This is a genomic window from Nitrosomonas ureae (assembly GCF_001455205.1).
Taxonomy (GTDB): Bacteria; Pseudomonadota; Gammaproteobacteria; order Burkholderiales; family Nitrosomonadaceae; genus Nitrosomonas; species Nitrosomonas ureae.
The window spans coordinates 452020-468395 of record NZ_CP013341.1 but is presented as its reverse complement, the minus strand read 5'-3'; the positions used below and the strand labels follow the sequence as shown (position 1 = coordinate 468395).

The 16376-nt window shown below is 46.6% G+C and carries 20 protein-coding genes and 1 pseudogene; 9 read left to right on the top strand and 12 right to left on the bottom strand.

Annotation, left to right across the window (positions count from 1 at the left end; genetic code table 11):
- Positions 1–98 precede the first annotated feature (98 nt).
- The 8 genes from ATY38_RS02265 to ATY38_RS02230 form a co-directional block, all read right to left on the bottom strand.
- Entirely contained in the window at positions 99–338 is a 240-nt protein-coding gene (locus ATY38_RS02265) for a hypothetical protein (RefSeq protein ID WP_143023440.1), read from the bottom strand.
- A 176-nt stretch (positions 339–514) separates the two neighbouring features.
- The gene (locus tag ATY38_RS02260; protein ID WP_082632985.1) at positions 515–1090 is read right to left on the bottom strand and encodes an HNH endonuclease; all 576 of its coding nucleotides are present in this window, start codon (positions 1088–1090) and stop codon (positions 515–517) included.
- A 459-nt stretch (positions 1091–1549) separates the two neighbouring features.
- Positions 1550–2227 carry a 6-phosphogluconolactonase gene (pgl, locus tag ATY38_RS02255; protein WP_062557859.1) on the bottom strand — a complete coding sequence of 226 codons (678 nt, stop codon included), beginning with the start codon at positions 2225–2227 and terminating at the stop codon, positions 1550–1552.
- On the bottom strand, positions 2227–2883 hold the full coding sequence (locus ATY38_RS02250) for an HAD family hydrolase (RefSeq protein ID WP_062557858.1): 657 nt from the start codon (positions 2881–2883) through the stop codon (positions 2227–2229). Before ATY38_RS02250 ends, pgl begins: the two co-directional genes overlap by 1 nt.
- A gap of 2 nt (positions 2884–2885) precedes the next feature.
- Positions 2886–3824 carry an NAD-dependent epimerase/dehydratase family protein gene (locus ATY38_RS02245; protein ID WP_062557857.1) on the bottom strand — a complete coding sequence of 313 codons (939 nt, stop codon included), beginning with the start codon at positions 3822–3824 and terminating at the stop codon, positions 2886–2888.
- The gene (locus ATY38_RS02240; protein ID WP_062557856.1) at positions 3821–4753 is read right to left on the bottom strand and encodes a phosphoglycerate dehydrogenase; all 933 of its coding nucleotides are present in this window, start codon (positions 4751–4753) and stop codon (positions 3821–3823) included. The genes ATY38_RS02245 and ATY38_RS02240 overlap by 4 nt, the downstream gene beginning before the upstream one ends.
- Positions 4750–5520: an HpcH/HpaI aldolase family protein gene (locus tag ATY38_RS02235; RefSeq protein WP_062557855.1), complete on the bottom strand. Its 771-nt coding sequence runs from the start codon at positions 5518–5520 to the stop codon at positions 4750–4752. Before ATY38_RS02235 ends, ATY38_RS02240 begins: the two co-directional genes overlap by 4 nt.
- Before the next feature lie 8 nt (positions 5521–5528).
- A complete protein-coding gene (locus tag ATY38_RS02230) occupies positions 5529–6281 on the bottom strand; it encodes a 3-deoxy-manno-octulosonate cytidylyltransferase (RefSeq protein WP_062557854.1) in 753 nt (250 codons plus the stop codon).
- Between the two features lie 264 nt (positions 6282–6545).
- Between ATY38_RS02230 and ATY38_RS02225 the strand changes: the two genes are divergently transcribed.
- From ATY38_RS02225 to ATY38_RS02185, 9 genes and pseudogenes are all read left to right on the top strand, one after another.
- A complete protein-coding gene (locus ATY38_RS02225; RefSeq protein ID WP_062557853.1) occupies positions 6546–7811 on the top strand; it encodes a hypothetical protein in 1266 nt (421 codons plus the stop codon).
- A gap of 69 nt (positions 7812–7880) precedes the next feature.
- A pseudogene (locus ATY38_RS17165) lies at positions 7881–8645 on the top strand (FkbM family methyltransferase).
- Between the two features lie 17 nt (positions 8646–8662).
- Positions 8663–9691 carry a glycosyltransferase family 2 protein gene (locus ATY38_RS02215; RefSeq protein ID WP_062557852.1) on the top strand — a complete coding sequence of 343 codons (1029 nt, stop codon included), beginning with the start codon at positions 8663–8665 and terminating at the stop codon, positions 9689–9691.
- Between the two features lie 104 nt (positions 9692–9795).
- A complete protein-coding gene (locus ATY38_RS02210; RefSeq protein WP_235590367.1) occupies positions 9796–10902 on the top strand; it encodes an O-antigen ligase family protein in 1107 nt (368 codons plus the stop codon).
- Positions 10892–11884 (top strand): class I SAM-dependent methyltransferase, encoded by a 993-nt coding sequence (locus tag ATY38_RS02205; protein ID WP_062557850.1) that lies wholly within the window; start codon positions 10892–10894, stop codon positions 11882–11884. Before ATY38_RS02210 ends, ATY38_RS02205 begins: the two co-directional genes overlap by 11 nt.
- Positions 11885–11912: 28 nt before the next feature.
- Positions 11913–12602, top strand: a complete 690-nt coding sequence (locus ATY38_RS02200) for an O-methyltransferase (protein WP_062557849.1) — start codon at positions 11913–11915, stop codon at positions 12600–12602.
- 165 nt (positions 12603–12767) lie between these two features.
- Positions 12768–13022 (top strand): DUF2024 family protein, encoded by a 255-nt coding sequence (locus ATY38_RS02195; protein WP_062557848.1) that lies wholly within the window; start codon positions 12768–12770, stop codon positions 13020–13022.
- Between the two features lie 105 nt (positions 13023–13127).
- A complete protein-coding gene (locus ATY38_RS02190) occupies positions 13128–13643 on the top strand; it encodes an invasion associated locus B family protein (protein ID WP_062557847.1) in 516 nt (171 codons plus the stop codon).
- Positions 13644–13706: 63 nt separating this feature from the next.
- Positions 13707–14054: an arsenate reductase family protein gene (locus ATY38_RS02185; RefSeq protein ID WP_062557846.1), complete on the top strand. Its 348-nt coding sequence runs from the start codon at positions 13707–13709 to the stop codon at positions 14052–14054.
- A 94-nt stretch (positions 14055–14148) separates the two neighbouring features.
- Here ATY38_RS02185 and rplS read toward each other — a convergent pair whose 3' ends face one another.
- The 4 genes from rplS to rpsP are packed head-to-tail and all read right to left on the bottom strand — an operon-like array spanning position 14149 to position 16178.
- Positions 14149–14571, bottom strand: a complete 423-nt coding sequence (gene rplS, locus ATY38_RS02180; protein WP_062557845.1) for a 50S ribosomal protein L19 — start codon at positions 14569–14571, stop codon at positions 14149–14151.
- Positions 14558–15364 carry a tRNA (guanosine(37)-N1)-methyltransferase TrmD gene (gene trmD / locus ATY38_RS02175; protein ID WP_062560060.1) on the bottom strand — a complete coding sequence of 269 codons (807 nt, stop codon included), beginning with the start codon at positions 15362–15364 and terminating at the stop codon, positions 14558–14560. Before trmD ends, rplS begins: the two co-directional genes overlap by 14 nt.
- A 10-nt stretch (positions 15365–15374) precedes the next feature.
- A complete protein-coding gene (rimM, locus tag ATY38_RS02170; RefSeq protein ID WP_082632983.1) occupies positions 15375–15878 on the bottom strand; it encodes a ribosome maturation factor RimM in 504 nt (167 codons plus the stop codon).
- Positions 15879–15911: 33 nt separating this feature from the next.
- A complete protein-coding gene (rpsP, locus tag ATY38_RS02165; RefSeq protein WP_062557843.1) occupies positions 15912–16178 on the bottom strand; it encodes a 30S ribosomal protein S16 in 267 nt (88 codons plus the stop codon).
- Positions 16179–16376: the final 198 nt, after the last annotated feature.

The following is a 16376-nucleotide window of genomic DNA, read 5'->3' as shown; positions in this document are numbered from 1 at the left end:
TGTCTAGTGCCACTGCTGGATCGCTCTTGACAACAACAAGGATGTCGATGTCGCGGAAAGGCTCGCCGCGAAAGGCTGATCCGAAGCCATACGCAGCCTCAAGCTCGTTCTCGGCTGAGGTGATAGATTGGATTGCCATCCTTGTCGCGCTGGTGATATGCCCAATACTGACTGGCCCAAAGCGCTCCGGACATTTCATTGGTGACATAGAGACCAATCTGCTCCGAGAGGCAGAATTCCTTTGCTTGCTCTGTGTAGCCACACCATCCGCCTCCGATATAGATAATTGATGGTTTCCCGAACTCATGAATAACGCGATGTGCTGCGGTGAGTCCCATCGTGTATTCATTCAAACAGACAATCGATAGGTGATCGTTCTGCTGCTTTCGGTCAACCTCGAAGACAAGATCGTCGTGCCGAGTCAGCTTCGCTGAGTTTCCATGGTTGCACAAAAGCTTCTCAAGCCATGAAATCTGGGCAAAGCTGACGTTCCAACTGTTGCTTCCATTCTGGCTCATGACAGCATTGCCTTCTCGAAGTCCTCGGGAAAAAAAGGGTAGGTGTCCAGTCGTTTGTGTTGATGCTGCTCAAAAGCTTTGGCATGAATCTTGAACTGGAAAAAGGATTCAGTCGCGAGCGCGTTCAGCAACGCGATGTTGGCCTCGACTGCATTGATGATTTTGAGGTTGTTCGGAACGATTGTGTCTAGCTTCCGCAGTGCCCAAACTTCATGCATGTTTGACCCTGGGTCATTCTGTGCGACCGAGGACTTCGGCCCAAGGCTAGACCACAAAGCCTTGTTTTCGTGGAGCAGGCGAGCGACATAGTTTTTTAACTCGGCTGCGCTCTGGAATTGCAGTGTGGCTCCGGTCGTGCGAACGCTCTTCTCGTGATTTCGCTTCCACTGGTGGAGCATCTCCACCGAGTAGGTACCCGTAGGTGCTTTGTCAACGGTGCGGTGGCAAGTTGGGCAGAGCAAGACCAAATTCTCGTACTCATCGCTTCCGCCTGTGCCACCTCCGCGAGGGCCGGATGGCCTGCTGGCGATGACATGCGCCATCTCACCAACATTGAAGTTACGACCGTCCATTAAAAGGACGGTGAGGTCCGTTCGGCAGCCAGGGTTGGAGCAAATGCCGGCCGCTCGACCCCATAAGAGCTTGACTGTGTTGTTGCTGATTGCCACGACTGAGGTGTCCTGTGAGATCTAACTAAAATTAGACATCTGAAATGACGTAATATAATACGTCACACATGAACTTTAACACGGTAAGCTGCATGCACTTTCCTTATTATTTTATAAAATTACGCCAATTTAGTTTTAATCATAGCAGACCTGTTAGATCCATAAATATATACGATGAATAAACCCACAGAAGAAGTAACTGTTTCGTTTTCTGCGATGTTTTGGGCAACGGTGTATTCAATAGCGCTAACCCCCGGAAAACAGAAATATGAATACGAGTAACTTTGTCTTCCAGCTTTTGCCATTAAAGAAATGAAGCGCAATAATTGGCAAGGTGGTAATAGCTCAACTGAGTATTTTGTGTTACTCCGTATTCGTTTCAAAAACTGTAATCGGCGATGAGGCACGTTGCAATAACCAAGTCAATGGAATTCCTGAATCCGAGTGTCCGTTCAATCGATCCAGCAACAGGCGCTTATTCTTACCGGTAACAACCAATGCAATATGCTCACTTTCCGCCAGTATTTTCAATGAAAGACTAACCCGCAACGACGGCGCAATCGGGGGGGCAACGGCTACACAGTGGTGGTTGGAAGGCAAATCAGGATTTATGCCCGGAAACAGCGAAGCAATATGTCCATCTTCTCCCAGGCCCAATACCGTCAGGCTCAATGACGGCAGTTGATCCAGTCGCTGATGAATCGTGTCGACGGCGTCAAAAGGGTTTTCGTGCTGGGTTTTCAGGCCAATGAAAGAGGTGTTTGGCGGGAGATGCGCCATTAAATACTTTTTCACCAGCTGTTCGTTCGATTGTTCATTGTTGACATCCACCCAGCGCTCATCGGAGAGCGTGATTGTAATTCGATCCCAGGGCAGTTGGCATTTTGCCAATGCAGGCAAGTAGTGGCGTGGGGTGCTGCCGCCGGGAACGACCAGAGTGGCTTGGGGTTTTCGTGTTAGCGTATTTTTTAACGTGGTTGCGGCAAAATCGGCAAAGCCTTGGCTCAACGATTCGATATCCGGATAGGCATGTCTATGCATCACGGTGAATTGCTTAAATCGGCTAATCCGCGTAAATCGGGCACGATTTCGATATGCGCGGGGAAAGGATTGGGGTCACCCGGAAAGACGCGGCCCAGGAACGCGGTATTGTTGGCTTGTGCGCCTTCCAAATCCGCGATTGCGTCGCCGATCATCAGTACGGATGCGGGGTTGAGTCCATAGGTAGATAAAAATTCTGCGATGATGGTTTTTTTCAGTGCCGGGGCGCCATGCACTGCTTTGAAATAGGGCGCGAGACCGCGGCGTTCGACGATGACCTTGAGTTCCGAATCCGGCGTTCCGGAGGCGACAAACAGCGGAATTCTTTCGGCTTGCTGGCGAATCAGCTCAAGCGCACCGGGTACCGGATCGGCGGCGATGACGGCTTCAACCACCAGTTCGGAGAAACGGATATCCAGTTGTTTTTCTTCCGCTTTGGTCAATGGCGCCTTATGGAGATAGTGTTGCTGGAAGTGACGGAATTTGTGGTAGCGTGACATGCCGCCGTTCTGATTATGGAATTGCACCACTTTTGCGACAATTTCTTCGCCATACGGGCGGTACAGGTCTGCGAATGCCTGTGTTTTGATTTTTCCGGATTCCACCACGACACCGTCGAAATCGAAAATGATGGCTTGCCAGTCAAAATTTCTCATGGCTATGCGCGGTTATCTGACGTGGATGGCGTGGCGTCGTCGTTTTCGCCGTTATGGTGCAAATCCTGGTGAATTTCGCGCAGACAGTCGAGCATGCCTTGTCCCAGATCGACATGTTCATTCAAAACCAGTTTGCGGCCAATTCTCGGCTGGAAAGCATAGGGCGTGATTTTATAGTGGTGCACGGTGTTGGCCTCATCGAAATGTAATTCCACCGGCCACGGTAACATTTCCGTAATCATTGTCATCACATCCCGAATACGCAATTTCTCCTGACCGGTCAGGATCAGGTGCCGGTTGGCGTATTCCGGTGCCAGTACTTGTACGCTCATGCGTGCGGCGTCTTCGACATGAATGTACTCACGCATGGCTTCGCCGCTGCCTTTGTAAGTGATTGAGTGTTGTTCGACGGCTTCTTGCAGCATGCGGTAGATGCCGTTGCGTTTGTCGGCGCGGCGCCCGTACAGCGAGCCGTAACGCAGGATGTTGTAATCCAGGCCGTAACGCTCGTGATAGGTTTCGGTGAAACGCTCCGCGGCCTGCTTGCTGGCGCGATAAAAAGAGCCGGATTCGGAATAAACATAGACGCTGCTGGCGAATATAAAACGGCGCGCACCGGCGATGCGCGCGGCTTCGAGCACGTGCATATTGCCCAGTACGTTAATGGTTGCGGTGGGAATGGGTTTGTTGTGCGCTTCGTCGATGTCGGCGATTGCGGCGAAGTTATATACGATCGATGCTTCCCTGGCGGCTTCGATCACCTGTTCGAGATTCATGATATCGCCCACGATCATTTCCTGATTGCTTTTAAGAAACGGCGAAGGGTTGCGATCGAATAGCCGCACTTGATAGCCTGCAGCGGATAATGCGTCGGCGACGTGACTGCCTAAAAAACCGCTGGCGCCGAACACGATTACTTTTTCATTCGATATCGCTGTCATTGGATCACACCTGCTTTGATCAAACCTTGCAGTAGATTCTCCGCCGCTTCGATCTCCATGCGCTGACGCGATTCCCGGGCCAGGGATCCAACATGCGATGTCACCATGACGTTATTCAATTCAAGTAAGGTGCCTTGATAAGGCTCATGCTCAAAAACATCCAGCGCGGCTGCACTGACTTTGCCTGATTTGAGCGCATCCGCCAACGCGTTTTCGTCGACCAGCCCGCCGCGTGCTGCATTGATGACAATGGCTTGCGGTTTCATCGCTGCAAACGCCTGCGCATTCAGCAGATGATGCGTAGCGGGTGAGTAGGGCAGGTGCAAGGTGATGATGTCAGCGCTTGTCAGCAACTGCTCCAGCGTCAGCAACGTGACGCCTTCCGGCACTTGGGTGGCATGTGGATCATGCGCGATTACCGTGGCTTCAAATGCCTGACACAAGCGCGCAACCCGGCGGCCAATATGCCCCAGACCGATGATGCCGACGGTTTGCGCTGCCAGCAGGCGGCCCTGCGTGCGTGGCCATTCGCCTTTGCGCACCGCCTGATCAATTGCGCCGATTTGTCGCAGGAGACTTAAAATGAATCCCAGCGTCAGTTCCGCCACCGCTTGCGCAGGCGCTTCCGGCGTATTCAAGACGGTGATGCCGCGATTTCCGGCTGCAGACAGATCAACACTATCCAAACCGGTGCCGCAACGCGAGATGACTTTCAGGTTGGGGGCGGCTTGAAATACTTGCTCGGTCAATGGTTCGATACCTGCGATCATACCAACCGAGCCGGCTTTCAGTAATTCGATAATTTCATCTTCGGTTAGTTTGCGGCGATGCGGATTGGTGATGATGCGCATGCCTTTTTGTAGCAATTGCTGTAGCGGCGGGTTATTATCGATATCAAACGACGATGTGGAAATAATCAATGTATTCATGATATTTTAAGTGTCTCGCGAATGCTTTTCAGATGAGTGCGGCAAATCGAATCCAGAATACGGATATCCAATCCATACCCAAGAAAATTAAAACCCGTTTGAATGCGTCGCTGCAGCGCCTGCAAATCAGGTTCGATAACATGAATGCCGCCGGGTTTGCCGGCACGGCGGCCTGCTTCAAGCACTTGTGCGATAGCTGCCTGCACATCGGGATGATCGAGATCGCCGGGGCGCCCCATGGAGCCGGATAAATCGTAGGGGCCGATAATATATGCGTCGACGCCGGGAACCTCGAGAATGCTGTCAATCGCTCTGACAGCATCGACATGTTCAATCATCACAACAATTACCGCATTTTCTTCCAACCATTGGCGGTAAACCTGAAAGCTGTTGCCGTAACCCTGCGCGCGCGCCAGCCCGACGCCGCGTTGGCCGCGCGGCGGATAATATACGCTATCTACAGCGGCTTTGGCATCCGCGGCGCATTTGATCATCGGCACCATGATGCCGGTAGCGCCAGCATCCATAACACGCTTGATCTGATCGGGATGATTGGACGTCAGGCGCACGATAGCGGGACATTGTTTGCCGTCCAGTACCTGGATGATCGATTGCACTTCGCTGAGTTCCAGCACGCTGTGCTCCATATCCAGCACTAACCAGTCAAACCCGGCGGCTGCCATGATTTCGGCAATTGACGGATGCCCCAGTGTGACCCAGGAGCCAATGGTCAATTCGGAACGATTCAATTTTGCTTTTAAGGACATGGTAACTCCTAGTAGCGGGCAAGCAGTGGATCTGCGGCCATCAGCTTCTCGACGCGCAGCAGGTCAGCCGTGGTATCGACAGCTTGTGTGTTAAATTCGGTCGGTACCATTTTAACCTGCAGACCGTGTTCGAGCAGGCGCAGCATATCGATCGATTCCAGTTGTTCCAGTGGCGTCGGCAGCAGGCGGGTGTATTGAAACAGCGTTTCGCGGCGGAAAGGAATGATGCACACCTGCTTGTACGCAGCGGTATCGGTAAAACCGGTTTTTGCCAGTGACGGAATCGGGCGGCGTGACATGTAGAGTGCATTGTTGTGTTGATTCATGACGACCTTGATGGTGTTGAAATCGTGATAGTCAGCCTCGTGATCGATTTTACGTACCAGGTTCACGCAGCCTAGTTCCGGATCATTTCTAAATGGTGCAACAGCAGTGTCGATCATAGTCGGGTGCGTCATCGGTTCGTCGCCTTGAACCATTACGATCAATTCTGCATCAGGGATATGGGTAACCGCCTCGGCAACCCGATCACTGGCGCGTTCGTGGGTGTTCGCAGTCATGATCACCGGGGCGCCAAAGTTTTCAGCAACTTGGCGGATTTCTTCATCGCAGGTTGCGATATAAGTAGCGTCGAGTGATTTGCTCATGGCTACGCGTTTGTAAATGTGCTCAATCATCGAGCGGCCCAGGATTTGCGCAATGGGTTTTCCGGGAAAACGAGACGAGCCCATGCGGGCGGGAATGACGGCAATTGTTTTCATGAAATAATGTGTGATCGGTTGGGGTTAGAGATGTATGGTCAAGAATGATGTACTGATTATCCGATTTTTTTTATTTGTTGGACAATAATAGTTATTGGAAAATTTAAATACTTTTTCACCTGTTGTGGTTTTTTCACAGGTGCGGACATGTTACTGGTAATTGGGTAGTTGCGAGAGTAAAATGGCGCGCTTTATAGAATCATCTGTTTAAACAGGAAAAATGCCTAAGATGCACTTTGTTCTGAGTATTCGTTCATCGCGGTTATGAAAGCGCTTTTTTTTCTTCGACACTATAACGATATCGATCACGTTACCCCGATTGTGTATCAATGGATTGAATCAGGACATCAATGTGATGTGGTATTGATTGGATCAACACAATTCCGGCGTGATTTCCGCGTCAAATATCTGAGCCAACTACAAGGTGTGCGCGTGGCGCACATGAATGAGTTGTTTTCGTGGGTGGATTACTGGAAATGGCGTTTGCAGATGTTGATGCTGACGCGCAACGTTCGGCGTATCAGTGTGATTGGCCGGTTGGCAGAAAAATTGGCGGAACGGATCGACGAAAAAAAACGCGATCCCTTATGGCGGCATACCGCGGGATTTCTGCTGGATCGCTGCTTTGGTGACACAGGTAAAGGCGTGGTCGCTTTTGATTGGGTTGAACGTAACTCGGTAATTTGCGTGGAATGGGTCGAGGTTGTAATCGCCATGGCAAAGGAACGCGGATTGGGAACGGTGTCGTTACCGCATGGCGATAGTCCGCATGCCAGTCAATTGATCCGTCGTGGCGAGCGCAGGGTTGAACCGGATGCGACATTCTCGGCGGCTACGATATTCGACAAGGTGGTGGTGCCCAATGAGCTGTGTGCTGTACGTTTTCGTCCGTTTATGACAGAAAGCCAGCTTGCTGTGCTGGGTTCTCCCCGATATTGCGAGGCATGGCTCAAAGTATTGTCCGCATTGATGCCACCTTCGCCACTGATTCGATCTGATAGTAAGCTCAAGATAGTTATGTTCCTGCGCAAAGCCAACTTTACGACATTCTGGGAAGAAGTGGGGGAAGTGGTGCATATGCTGGCCGGATTTCCTGATGTCGAATTGATCATCAAACCACATACGCGCAGCGGGTGGAAGCAATCATTGACCAAAGACAGTTCGATCAAGAAATTGCCGAATGTCAGGGTTGCCGGTGATGATGCACATTCGGTGCATTTGATGAACTGGGCTGATGTCATTATTGATCTGGCCACTTCCGTGGTATTTGAAGCGGTCAGGACGAAGAAACCGGTTCTCGCGGCTGATTATTTAATTGCCGCCCGTTCTGCTGTGGCTTATTACATGCCGGAAACGGAGTTGAAATGCCGCGACGATGTATACGAAAAGATTGATTATTTTCTTGCTAACGGATTTGATTCTTTCTATGTAGAAGAGCATCGACAACGCTTCTTGAAAGAAATGTTGGATTATCCGGATGCCAATGTGCTACCTCGTTATGTGTCATTGCTTGAGCAATTGGCGAGCTGAACCAAAGTACCAGGAGGCTGCCTGTCATGCAAGGATCATGATTGATCGTTTAATCCATGAGGGGATAAGATGCGGGCTAAGGATATATTCAACGAATTGATCGTGGCAGCCTATAAACTGAAGGGAGGCTATACTGATGTGCGCGTGAGGGATCAGCGGATTTTAATTTCGGTTGATCACTTGCGCACACTCAACCGAGCTAAAACGTATTCGAACAAAGAGCCCGATACGTTAGACTGGCTGGATAGCTTTGAACCGGGTTCATGCTATTTCGATATTGGCGCTAATATTGGTCAATATTCACTCTATCCGGCAAAAAAATACGGGCCTGCCGTGCAAGTATTTTCTTTTGAACCGCAGAGCAATAACTACTATGCGCTCAACAAGAATATTTACCTGAATAATTTAGGGAATCATATTTTATCCTATTGCGTTGCGGTATCGGGTCGCAGTGAGTTTTCCAAGTTGTATATTCCTAAATTCATTCCGGGAGGGAATCGGTCCTAATTCGGACATGAGGATCTGGAAAACATGAAAATGTCGGCAACTCACACTCAAGGAATGTTTGGTGTGACATTGGATGATCTATGCGGACAATGGGGATTTCCCTGTCCCAATTATATGAAAATCGATGTGGATGGAATAGAAATTTCCATTCTGGAAGGTGCATCCGCTGTGCTGAGAAACCCCGCGCTGAAATCCGTGATTATTGAATTGGGCACGAATGCCGAACAAGAAAAAGCCACTGCGATTATGCAACAGGCCGGTCTCGAAGTGATTCGCAGACCCTCCCGAAACTGGGGTGAAACCTATCTGATTTTTGGCAGGGTTTGATCGCTCGTCTTTGACTAATGAGTACGCTCACGGCTCTCACGATTGATGTAGTAATTCCTGTATATAACGCGCCGGAATTTAGCAAGCGATGTATTGATTCTGTAGTGACGCATTTGGGTTCATTCATTCGAACGATTTATATTCAGAATGACGCTTCCGGTTCGCAAACCCGTGCGATGCTGGATGGTTTGTCGTATCCCCAAGTCAAAGTTTTTCATGCGCTGGATAATCAAGGATATGGAAAGTCGGTTAATGATGCCGTGGCGCGTTCTGATGCTGATTGGGTATTGATACTCAATTCTGATATCGAAGTTTTGGGAAATTTTTTGCTCCCCCTTTGTGCAGCGATTGCCGTCGACCGCAAGTTGGCGGTTATTAGCCCAACTGAGGGGGATATTTCAAGCGAGAAAGCGGCATCTTACTTGCGTCAACCAGGTGGATATATCACTACGTATCGCCTCAGGGGCTATGCTTTTTTGATTCGTCGCGCTGTTTTTCAAGAGCTGGGTGGATTTGATTCGCAATTTGGCCGAGGCTATTATGAAGATACCGATCTGGGACGCCGGTTGGTGAAACATGGGTGGCGTATGGGTGTGCATCCGGATGCAGTTATTCGCCATGAAACCGGTATGTCATTTGGGCGTGGAAAGGCATATCAGGAATTGGTGCGGCGCAATCGCGCGTTGTATTTCTCGCGTTATCCACTGGCACGGCAAAATGTACTGGTCGTTTCGGGTGCTTACACTTTGGCCGATTTGCCTTTGGCGGTGACAGATTTGCTGGAGCAGGTGATGCGGCAAGGTGGACGACTCCACTGGCTAACGCCAGAGCGATTGCCAGTGCTTCCCTGCTTGCAAATGCGTAACAGTGTGATTAACCTGAGTGTGCTTGTGAAATTGATGTTACGTGGCTGGTTGCGAGAGGACAAGCGTATCACTATGGTGTGGATGCTGCCAGCTGTTCCTCTATGGATGCGCATTTTATTGAAATTGTTTGTTCTATTGCGTGGTTTGAAAGTGCGCGAATGGAACGCGGCATCATTCTGAAATTTTAACCTATCGGCTTTATGCAAACGAATAATACAAGACGGGAATGGTTTATTCGCTTTGCATTAGTCTTTTTTTGCGCAGGATTCTGGCGTGGCGAATTAATGTTTATTTCCTTCCCACTGCTGACAGTTGCATGGCTTATGGACGGTGGTATATATCGTCTGAGGGAAGTAATCACAATACCCCTGACACAAGCAATCCTCCTTTTGTGCGCATTATTGACGCTAGGAGTATTATGGGGTGAGTGGCCGCAAGATGGACGGATGAAATGGGTGAAATATTTTTCGCTTCTGGTTTTTATTCCTTTTTACGCACTGATAGATAAAGAGCGTTTGCCATGGGCGCTGGGTGGTTTGATTGTCAGCTATTTATGCGTTCTGGTGGTGGGTGTTTATCAGTGGCTCACCATCGATGCCCAAGGAATTCCGTTATTAGGAATGTCTTATCTGAGTTTTTCGGCAATGCTGGGAATCGGTGCAATTGTAACGAGCGGAATTGCCTGCATGAATCCATCAGTCAGACTGCAAATATTGTTTGTGATTGCTACTCTAGTTTTACTTTTCATTCAATTTCATCAGAATGGAAGAATTTTTCTACTGGTGACACTAATAAGCATATTGCTGATTGCTTTTTTGCGTTATCAAATAGAGATGAGAAAATTTCTTACGATTCTGATTTCCGTGTTGATAGTCGCAGTGGTTTTTGCTTACAGTAGTCCTGTATTTCAGGCTAGATTGATTCAGATAAAAAGCGACATCGAGTTATTACAGCAGGGGAATTACAGCTCCAGTTTAGGGTATCGGCTTGCAATGTGGGATGTGGGACTGCACGGGATCGCGGAGCGCCCCTTATCAGGTTTCGGTACAGGTATGCCCGAGAAATATTTCGAGAAAACCATCGCGACTTACAAAGATGGCTTATACAAGGATTTGCCGGAATTCCAGGAAACTGCGCATTACCATAATGATTGGATCGAAATCGGCATGCATATCGGTGTTCCCGGAATGCTGATCTTGGGGTTTTTATTATGGAGTTGGTATCAGGCATTCCAGAGGAATAATCTGAATTTACTAGGCCTGGGTTTAATAAGTTTTATCTTTTTATCCGGGCTTACGGATACTTTTATTATTTTCAGCAGAACACCGATTCTGTTGTTGATAATTACTGCAATAGCCATAAACTGGTATAAACGTGAACATGAACATTAAGGATTCAATACGGCAAAATCTAATCGCCACCGAAGCCAATCCGGATTGCTATTTATGTGGAAAGTCCGGAGAAATACTTTATCGTAATCGTACTGATTATCTGTTTGGCACGCCAGGAGAGTGGAGTTTCAAAGTATGCAGAGGAAACGATTGCGGCTTGGTCTGGCTTGATCCAAGACCCATGGTGAGTGAGATCGGAAAGGCATATCAGCATTATTATACGCATAAAAAATCAGGCCATGTGCGGCAAACTCCTATGGCGACTATTATGCGCGCAATTTTGCATAGCATGAGTATCCATCTGCTCGGGTTGCGGAAGGAGCGAAAACACTATAAGTGTATGTATCTGGATCAGATCTCTCCGGGCCGGTTATTGGAGGTAGGTTGTGGTAATGGGAAACGATTGGCGCGAATGCAAGCATTGGGCTGGGATGTTATGGGACAGGAGGTTGACCCGGTAGCGGCCAGTTATGTTTCTGAGGAAAGGGGGATTCCCGTGCATTTAGGGATGCTTCAAACCTTGGATGTAACCGAAAGATATGATGCTGTCATTCTGAGCCATGTGATTGAGCATGTGCATGATCCGCTGTCTTTATTGGAGTCTTGTTATCGTTTACTTAAAGAAGATGGCTTGCTGGTTATACTGACACCGAATATTGCAAGTCATGGTCACCGAAAATTTGGTGCGGTTTGGCGCGGACTTGAACCGCCAAGGCATTTATATTTATTTAACCGTAAAACATTACTCCGACTTGCACAAAAAGCCGGATTTAATTCTCTACGCTCATGGACGACATCGGTAGGTGCTTTCGGCATGGGTCAGGCGAGTGTGTCTTCTGTAAGTGGTGCAAAAGAAGGGCGCTATCTTATTACTACTCGCGATGTTTGGAGAGGATTCTGGTTTCAACTTGTGACGCGGATTATTCTTTTATTTAATAAAGATTCCGGCGAGGAGTGTGTATTAATGGCGACGAGAAAGTGACTGATTCCATTTTAATCGGAGACAGGGTATGGATAATTTTCGATCGGTGGATATTGATGATTCAGACGGGTTAAATCCGGTTAATCCGGTAATTGAGGCATATCTGCGAAACTTGCTGATATGCACCGACCACCCGGTTCTTTTCGAAATGGAAGAGTTTGCTCGAGTTAAGAATTTTCCGATTGTTAATCGTCTGGTCGGTATTTTTCTTAAAGCTCAGGCGAGCATGATCAATGCCAAAAGAGTATTTGAATTTGGCAGCGGTTATGGTTACTCGGCTTATTGGTTTGCGCAGGCTGTGGGGAGTAATGGCCGTGTGATTTGTAGCGATTCAGATGCAGCAAATCGTAATCGCGCGGAAACATATCTTTCTACTGCAGATTTATGGCAGCGTACAGAATTTCATGTGGGTCAGGCGCAAGATATCTTCGAGCAAACTGAAGGTTGGTTTGATATTTGCTATAACGATGTCGACAAAAGCGCTTACCCTGAAATCTGGAAAATGGCTAAGCAGCGGATACGATCCGGTGGTTTATATATCGCTGATAATGCCTTGTGGCATGGGCGTGTAGCAATAAAAACTTGTGCGGATATGACGGCGGTGTCGGAGTCGACAGCAGCGATCATCGAACACAATCAGATGATTTTTAATGATCTGGATTTTGACGTGTTCATTAATCCAATTCGAGACGGGGTACTTGTTGCCCGGAAAAAATAATGTTTTTGTTGCATGCGGTGATCCTATCAAGATTAGATCGTCATGCATTTCTCATGGCAGTTTAATCGATTAATTGGTATAGTTATTGTATAGGTAGCAGGCCATGTGAGATTGGGTTGCTACAGGTTTGTAATTCTAATTTATCTGTTCTTCAAGGAAAATAATATGCAAATTCATGTCTACGATACTTATGTTAAAGCAAAAGATGGTCATACGATGCACTTTGATGTATTTACTGCGGTAAAAGATGATCAGAAGGCTGTCGAATATGCAAAACAATGGCTTACCTCGATTGGTGAAGGCGATGCGGTTATTACCAGCAAGGAATGCAGTTTCTGTCATAGTCAGAGCGCACCTGCCAATGTCATGGATGAAATCAATCAGAATGGTTTTTATATTTACAAGATGGAAGGCTGTTGATAATTCTATTTTATGATTAACAGGTTGAGGTGGAGTGAAAATGTCTCATGTTTTTAGCTCTGATTAATCAAAACTGCAATAACTATAATTTTCAAGGTTTCCAAAATGAAGCATAAATTTACCAGATTAGTGACGATTGGTGCTATTTTTATCTTATGTAATTCAGTTCAAGCTGCTGAACCAAAACTTATTGGTCAGCATGGTGATTGGACAGCCTATATGTTTATGGAAAACGATAGTAAGGTTTGTTATATGGTGAGTCAACCTAAAAAATCAGAGGGAAATTACACCAAACGTGGTGACGTTTTCGCTCTGATAACGCATCGTCCCGCTGAGAAAAGTAGAAATGTTTTTAGTTATATTGCCGGCTATCCCTATAAACTAGGAAGTGAAGCAACAGTCACTGTGAATAATCAGAATTTTCGTCTTTTTACTCAGGATGATTCAGCGTGGGCCTCAGATGAAGCAACTGACAATAAAATCACGGATGCAATCAAGCGAGGAAATTCATTGGTGGTTAAGGGAGCATCTGCACGAGGAACAGCAACGACGGATACATTTGGACTCAGTGGTTCAACCGCGGCCCATAAAGCAATTTCAGCTGAGTGCGGTGTGAAATAAAAACAAGATGTGATATTTTAAAACCCTATGTCTTCGATTGACAGGGTTGACGAGGGAAATTGTATGGTCGATAAAATTATTATCTATCAAAAACCTACATGCAGTAAATGTAGGGTTGCGTTATCTTTGCTTGAGGAGAGTGGTGAGGAATTTGAGTCGATTAATTATTATGAGAAACCTTTAACAGTGAATGAGCTGCGAGGGCTGATTCAAAAACTTAATTTGTCCGCGCGTGATATTCTTCGCACCGATGAGCCGGCTGCTTATAGCTTAAGCACAGCATCCGAAGATGAGATTATTAACGCAATGATAGAGAACCCGGATTTGATTCAACGTCCTATTGTAGTACGGGGTGACAAAGCAAAACTATGTCGTCCCCCGGAGACTGTTATGAGTTTCTTTAAGTGGTAATAATACATTACATATAAGGCAAGCGAATGCCTGAATAGCAATTACCGTACACTATGCAGCATAATGTACGGATTTTTTTCGATATTACCCGCACTTACTCTGTCGTGATGGAATCCGGTTCTGACTGTACAGGTTGTTTTAGATTCTTGTTGCTACCAATGCGAGCAGGTAGCTTCTCGCGGATACGAGCGGATTTGCCAGCACGATCTCTGAGGTAATAAAGTTTTGCACGGCAAACTGCGCCTCTGCGTTTAATTTCAATACTTGCTATTAATGGGGAGTAGGTCTGGAAAGTGCGTTCCACACCCTCTCCGCTTGAAATTTTGCGAACAGTAAATGCTGAGTTTAGTCCGCGATTTCTTTTGGCTATTACGACACCTTCATAGGCCTGCACACGTTTGCGCTCCCCTTCGACAACATTTACGTTGACAATTACGGTATCTCCGGGAGAGAAGTCGGGTACATCTTTGTTCAAGCGCTTCATTTCTTCCGCTTCTAATTGCTCAATCAAGTTCATGTTTTTCTCCTATTTGCTGATTCTGCCTGGATTTGCAGGATTGTTTAAATTCTTCTAAAAGTTTTTCTTCTTCTAATGTCATGCCATGAGCAAATTTTAAGTTAAATAAATCGGGTCTTTTAAGCCATGTTCTACCAAGTGCTTGCTGGAAACGCCAGCGACGGATCTTTGCATGGTTACCTGACATCAATATTTCGGGTACATGATTGCCTTTGTAAATTTCTGGGCGAGTATAGTGCGGGTAATCTAACAAGCCCTCTACAAATGAATCCTGATTTGCAGATTCAGGATCACCTAGCGTGCCTGGAATCTGCCTAACAATACAATCTATTAATACCATCGCGGCCAATTCTCCACCGGAAACAACATAATCCCCAATAGAAATTTCCACGTCCACCTGACGGTGAATCAAGCGTTCATCAATGCCTTCATAGCGTCCGCAGAGTAATACCAAACCTGGTAGCTTGCCCAGTTGTGTGACCATTTCATGGTCAAGGCGACTTCCTTGCGGTGTTAAGTAGGCAACGGTAGGTTTGTCAATACCCAATGCATTTTGTCTTGCTCGCGCCCGAATGATAGCGTCATCCAAGGGCTGGGCCATCATGACCATTCCAGGTCCGCCACCGTAGGAGCTATCATCCACTGTACGATAATGGTCGTGAGTAAAGTTTCGCGGATTCCATGTGTTGAGATTGAAAATACCGCTCCTGTTTGCTTTACCTGTAATGCCATATTGTGTAATGGCATCGAACATTTCAGGAAACAATGTAATAAGATCGAATTCAAATGACATGGGGCTTGCCTTAATAATCCCAATCCCAATCAACTATGATCTGAGCATTCTCCAAATCGATTTTCACGACATACTGCGAAATGCAAGGTATAAGAATTTCTTTTTTTTCTTGGTCTATCCTTATAATGCGTAAAACATCGTTTGCACCCGTTGCAAATAAACCGACCACTGTACCCAGTTTTTCTCCTTTTAAATTAAGTACCTTGGCATTAATTAAATCAGTCCAATAATAACCATCAACCCCATTCTCAGACAAATCAGGTAACCAATTGCGTGGGATTGCAATTTGTATTCCTTTGAGTTTTGTTGCTTGTGTGCGGTCAGAATATTCTTTTAGCTTTACTAATAAAGTAGTACCGTAGATATGGCCATTAACCACATGTACTTTGTGCCATTCTGTATTTTCATCGCCCAACCACCATTGTGAATATTCCATCAATCCATCTAAATGCTCTGTATAAGGATTGATTTTTATCCAGCCATGAACTCCATATGGGCCGATGATATGACCCATTACTATCATTCGTGCAATTTTGGTTCAGCTACTTTAACCGTTTGCTGGAACTTCTTTTTTAGTTGCGAATTGTTTGATCAAGCGGGCTACAGTTGATGATAATTGCGCGCCTTGGGATTGCCAGTAAGCAACTCGTTCCAGTTGAACTCGAAGAGCTTCCTCGCCACCCGTTGCTCTTGGATTGTAAAAACCGATACGCTCTATGAATCGACCATCACGCGCATATTGGGAGTTTGCTACAACCATGTTAAAAAAAGGGCGCTTTTTTGCGCCACCCCGCGCTAACCTGATAATGACCATAATTTTATATCTGCCTTTAAAACTTTAAACTAAAGTTGATTAATTAATGTTAATTTTTAAATTAAAAACACAATACTTGCTTGACGGAAGAACTATATTTTAACATTTAATTTTACATGAAATTTAATGAACGTGACAAGAGATAATATAATCATACTTGTAGAAACCATTAACTGTTAATAACAATTGGGATAAGCG

Excerpts from the sequence above, each read along its gene's own strand:
- ATY38_RS02265 (WP_143023440.1), bottom strand. The coding sequence starts at position 338 with ATGGGACTCACCGCAGCACATCGCGTTATTCATGAGTTCGGGAAACCA.
- ATY38_RS02260 (WP_082632985.1), bottom strand. The coding sequence starts at position 1,090 with ATGGACGGTCGTAACTTCAATGTTGGTGAGATGGCGCATGTCATCGCC.
- pgl (WP_062557859.1), bottom strand. The coding sequence starts at position 2,227 with ATGCATAGACATGCCTATCCGGATATCGAATCGTTGAGCCAAGGCTTT.
- ATY38_RS02250 (WP_062557858.1), bottom strand. The coding sequence starts at position 2,883 with ATGAGAAATTTTGACTGGCAAGCCATCATTTTCGATTTCGACGGTGTC.
- ATY38_RS02245 (WP_062557857.1), bottom strand. The coding sequence starts at position 3,824 with ATGACAGCGATATCGAATGAAAAAGTAATCGTGTTCGGCGCCAGCGGT.
- ATY38_RS02240 (WP_062557856.1), bottom strand. The coding sequence starts at position 4,753 with ATGAATACATTGATTATTTCCACATCGTCGTTTGATATCGATAATAAC.
- ATY38_RS02235 (WP_062557855.1), bottom strand. The coding sequence starts at position 5,520 with ATGTCCTTAAAAGCAAAATTGAATCGTTCCGAATTGACCATTGGCTCC.
- ATY38_RS02230 (WP_062557854.1), bottom strand. The coding sequence starts at position 6,281 with ATGAAAACAATTGCCGTCATTCCCGCCCGCATGGGCTCGTCTCGTTTT.
- ATY38_RS02225 (WP_062557853.1), top strand. The coding sequence starts at position 6,546 with ATGAAAGCGCTTTTTTTTCTTCGACACTATAACGATATCGATCACGTT.
- ATY38_RS02215 (WP_062557852.1), top strand. The coding sequence starts at position 8,663 with ATGAGTACGCTCACGGCTCTCACGATTGATGTAGTAATTCCTGTATAT.
- ATY38_RS02210 (WP_235590367.1), top strand. The coding sequence starts at position 9,796 with ATGTTTATTTCCTTCCCACTGCTGACAGTTGCATGGCTTATGGACGGT.
- ATY38_RS02205 (WP_062557850.1), top strand. The coding sequence starts at position 10,892 with ATGAACATTAAGGATTCAATACGGCAAAATCTAATCGCCACCGAAGCC.
- ATY38_RS02200 (WP_062557849.1), top strand. The coding sequence starts at position 11,913 with ATGGATAATTTTCGATCGGTGGATATTGATGATTCAGACGGGTTAAAT.
- ATY38_RS02195 (WP_062557848.1), top strand. The coding sequence starts at position 12,768 with ATGCAAATTCATGTCTACGATACTTATGTTAAAGCAAAAGATGGTCAT.
- ATY38_RS02190 (WP_062557847.1), top strand. The coding sequence starts at position 13,128 with ATGAAGCATAAATTTACCAGATTAGTGACGATTGGTGCTATTTTTATC.
- ATY38_RS02185 (WP_062557846.1), top strand. The coding sequence starts at position 13,707 with ATGGTCGATAAAATTATTATCTATCAAAAACCTACATGCAGTAAATGT.
- rplS (WP_062557845.1), bottom strand. The coding sequence starts at position 14,571 with ATGAACTTGATTGAGCAATTAGAAGCGGAAGAAATGAAGCGCTTGAAC.
- trmD (WP_062560060.1), bottom strand. The coding sequence starts at position 15,364 with ATGTCATTTGAATTCGATCTTATTACATTGTTTCCTGAAATGTTCGAT.
- rimM (WP_082632983.1), bottom strand. The coding sequence starts at position 15,878 with ATGGGTCATATCATCGGCCCATATGGAGTTCATGGCTGGATAAAAATC.
- rpsP (WP_062557843.1), bottom strand. The coding sequence starts at position 16,178 with ATGGTCATTATCAGGTTAGCGCGGGGTGGCGCAAAAAAGCGCCCTTTT.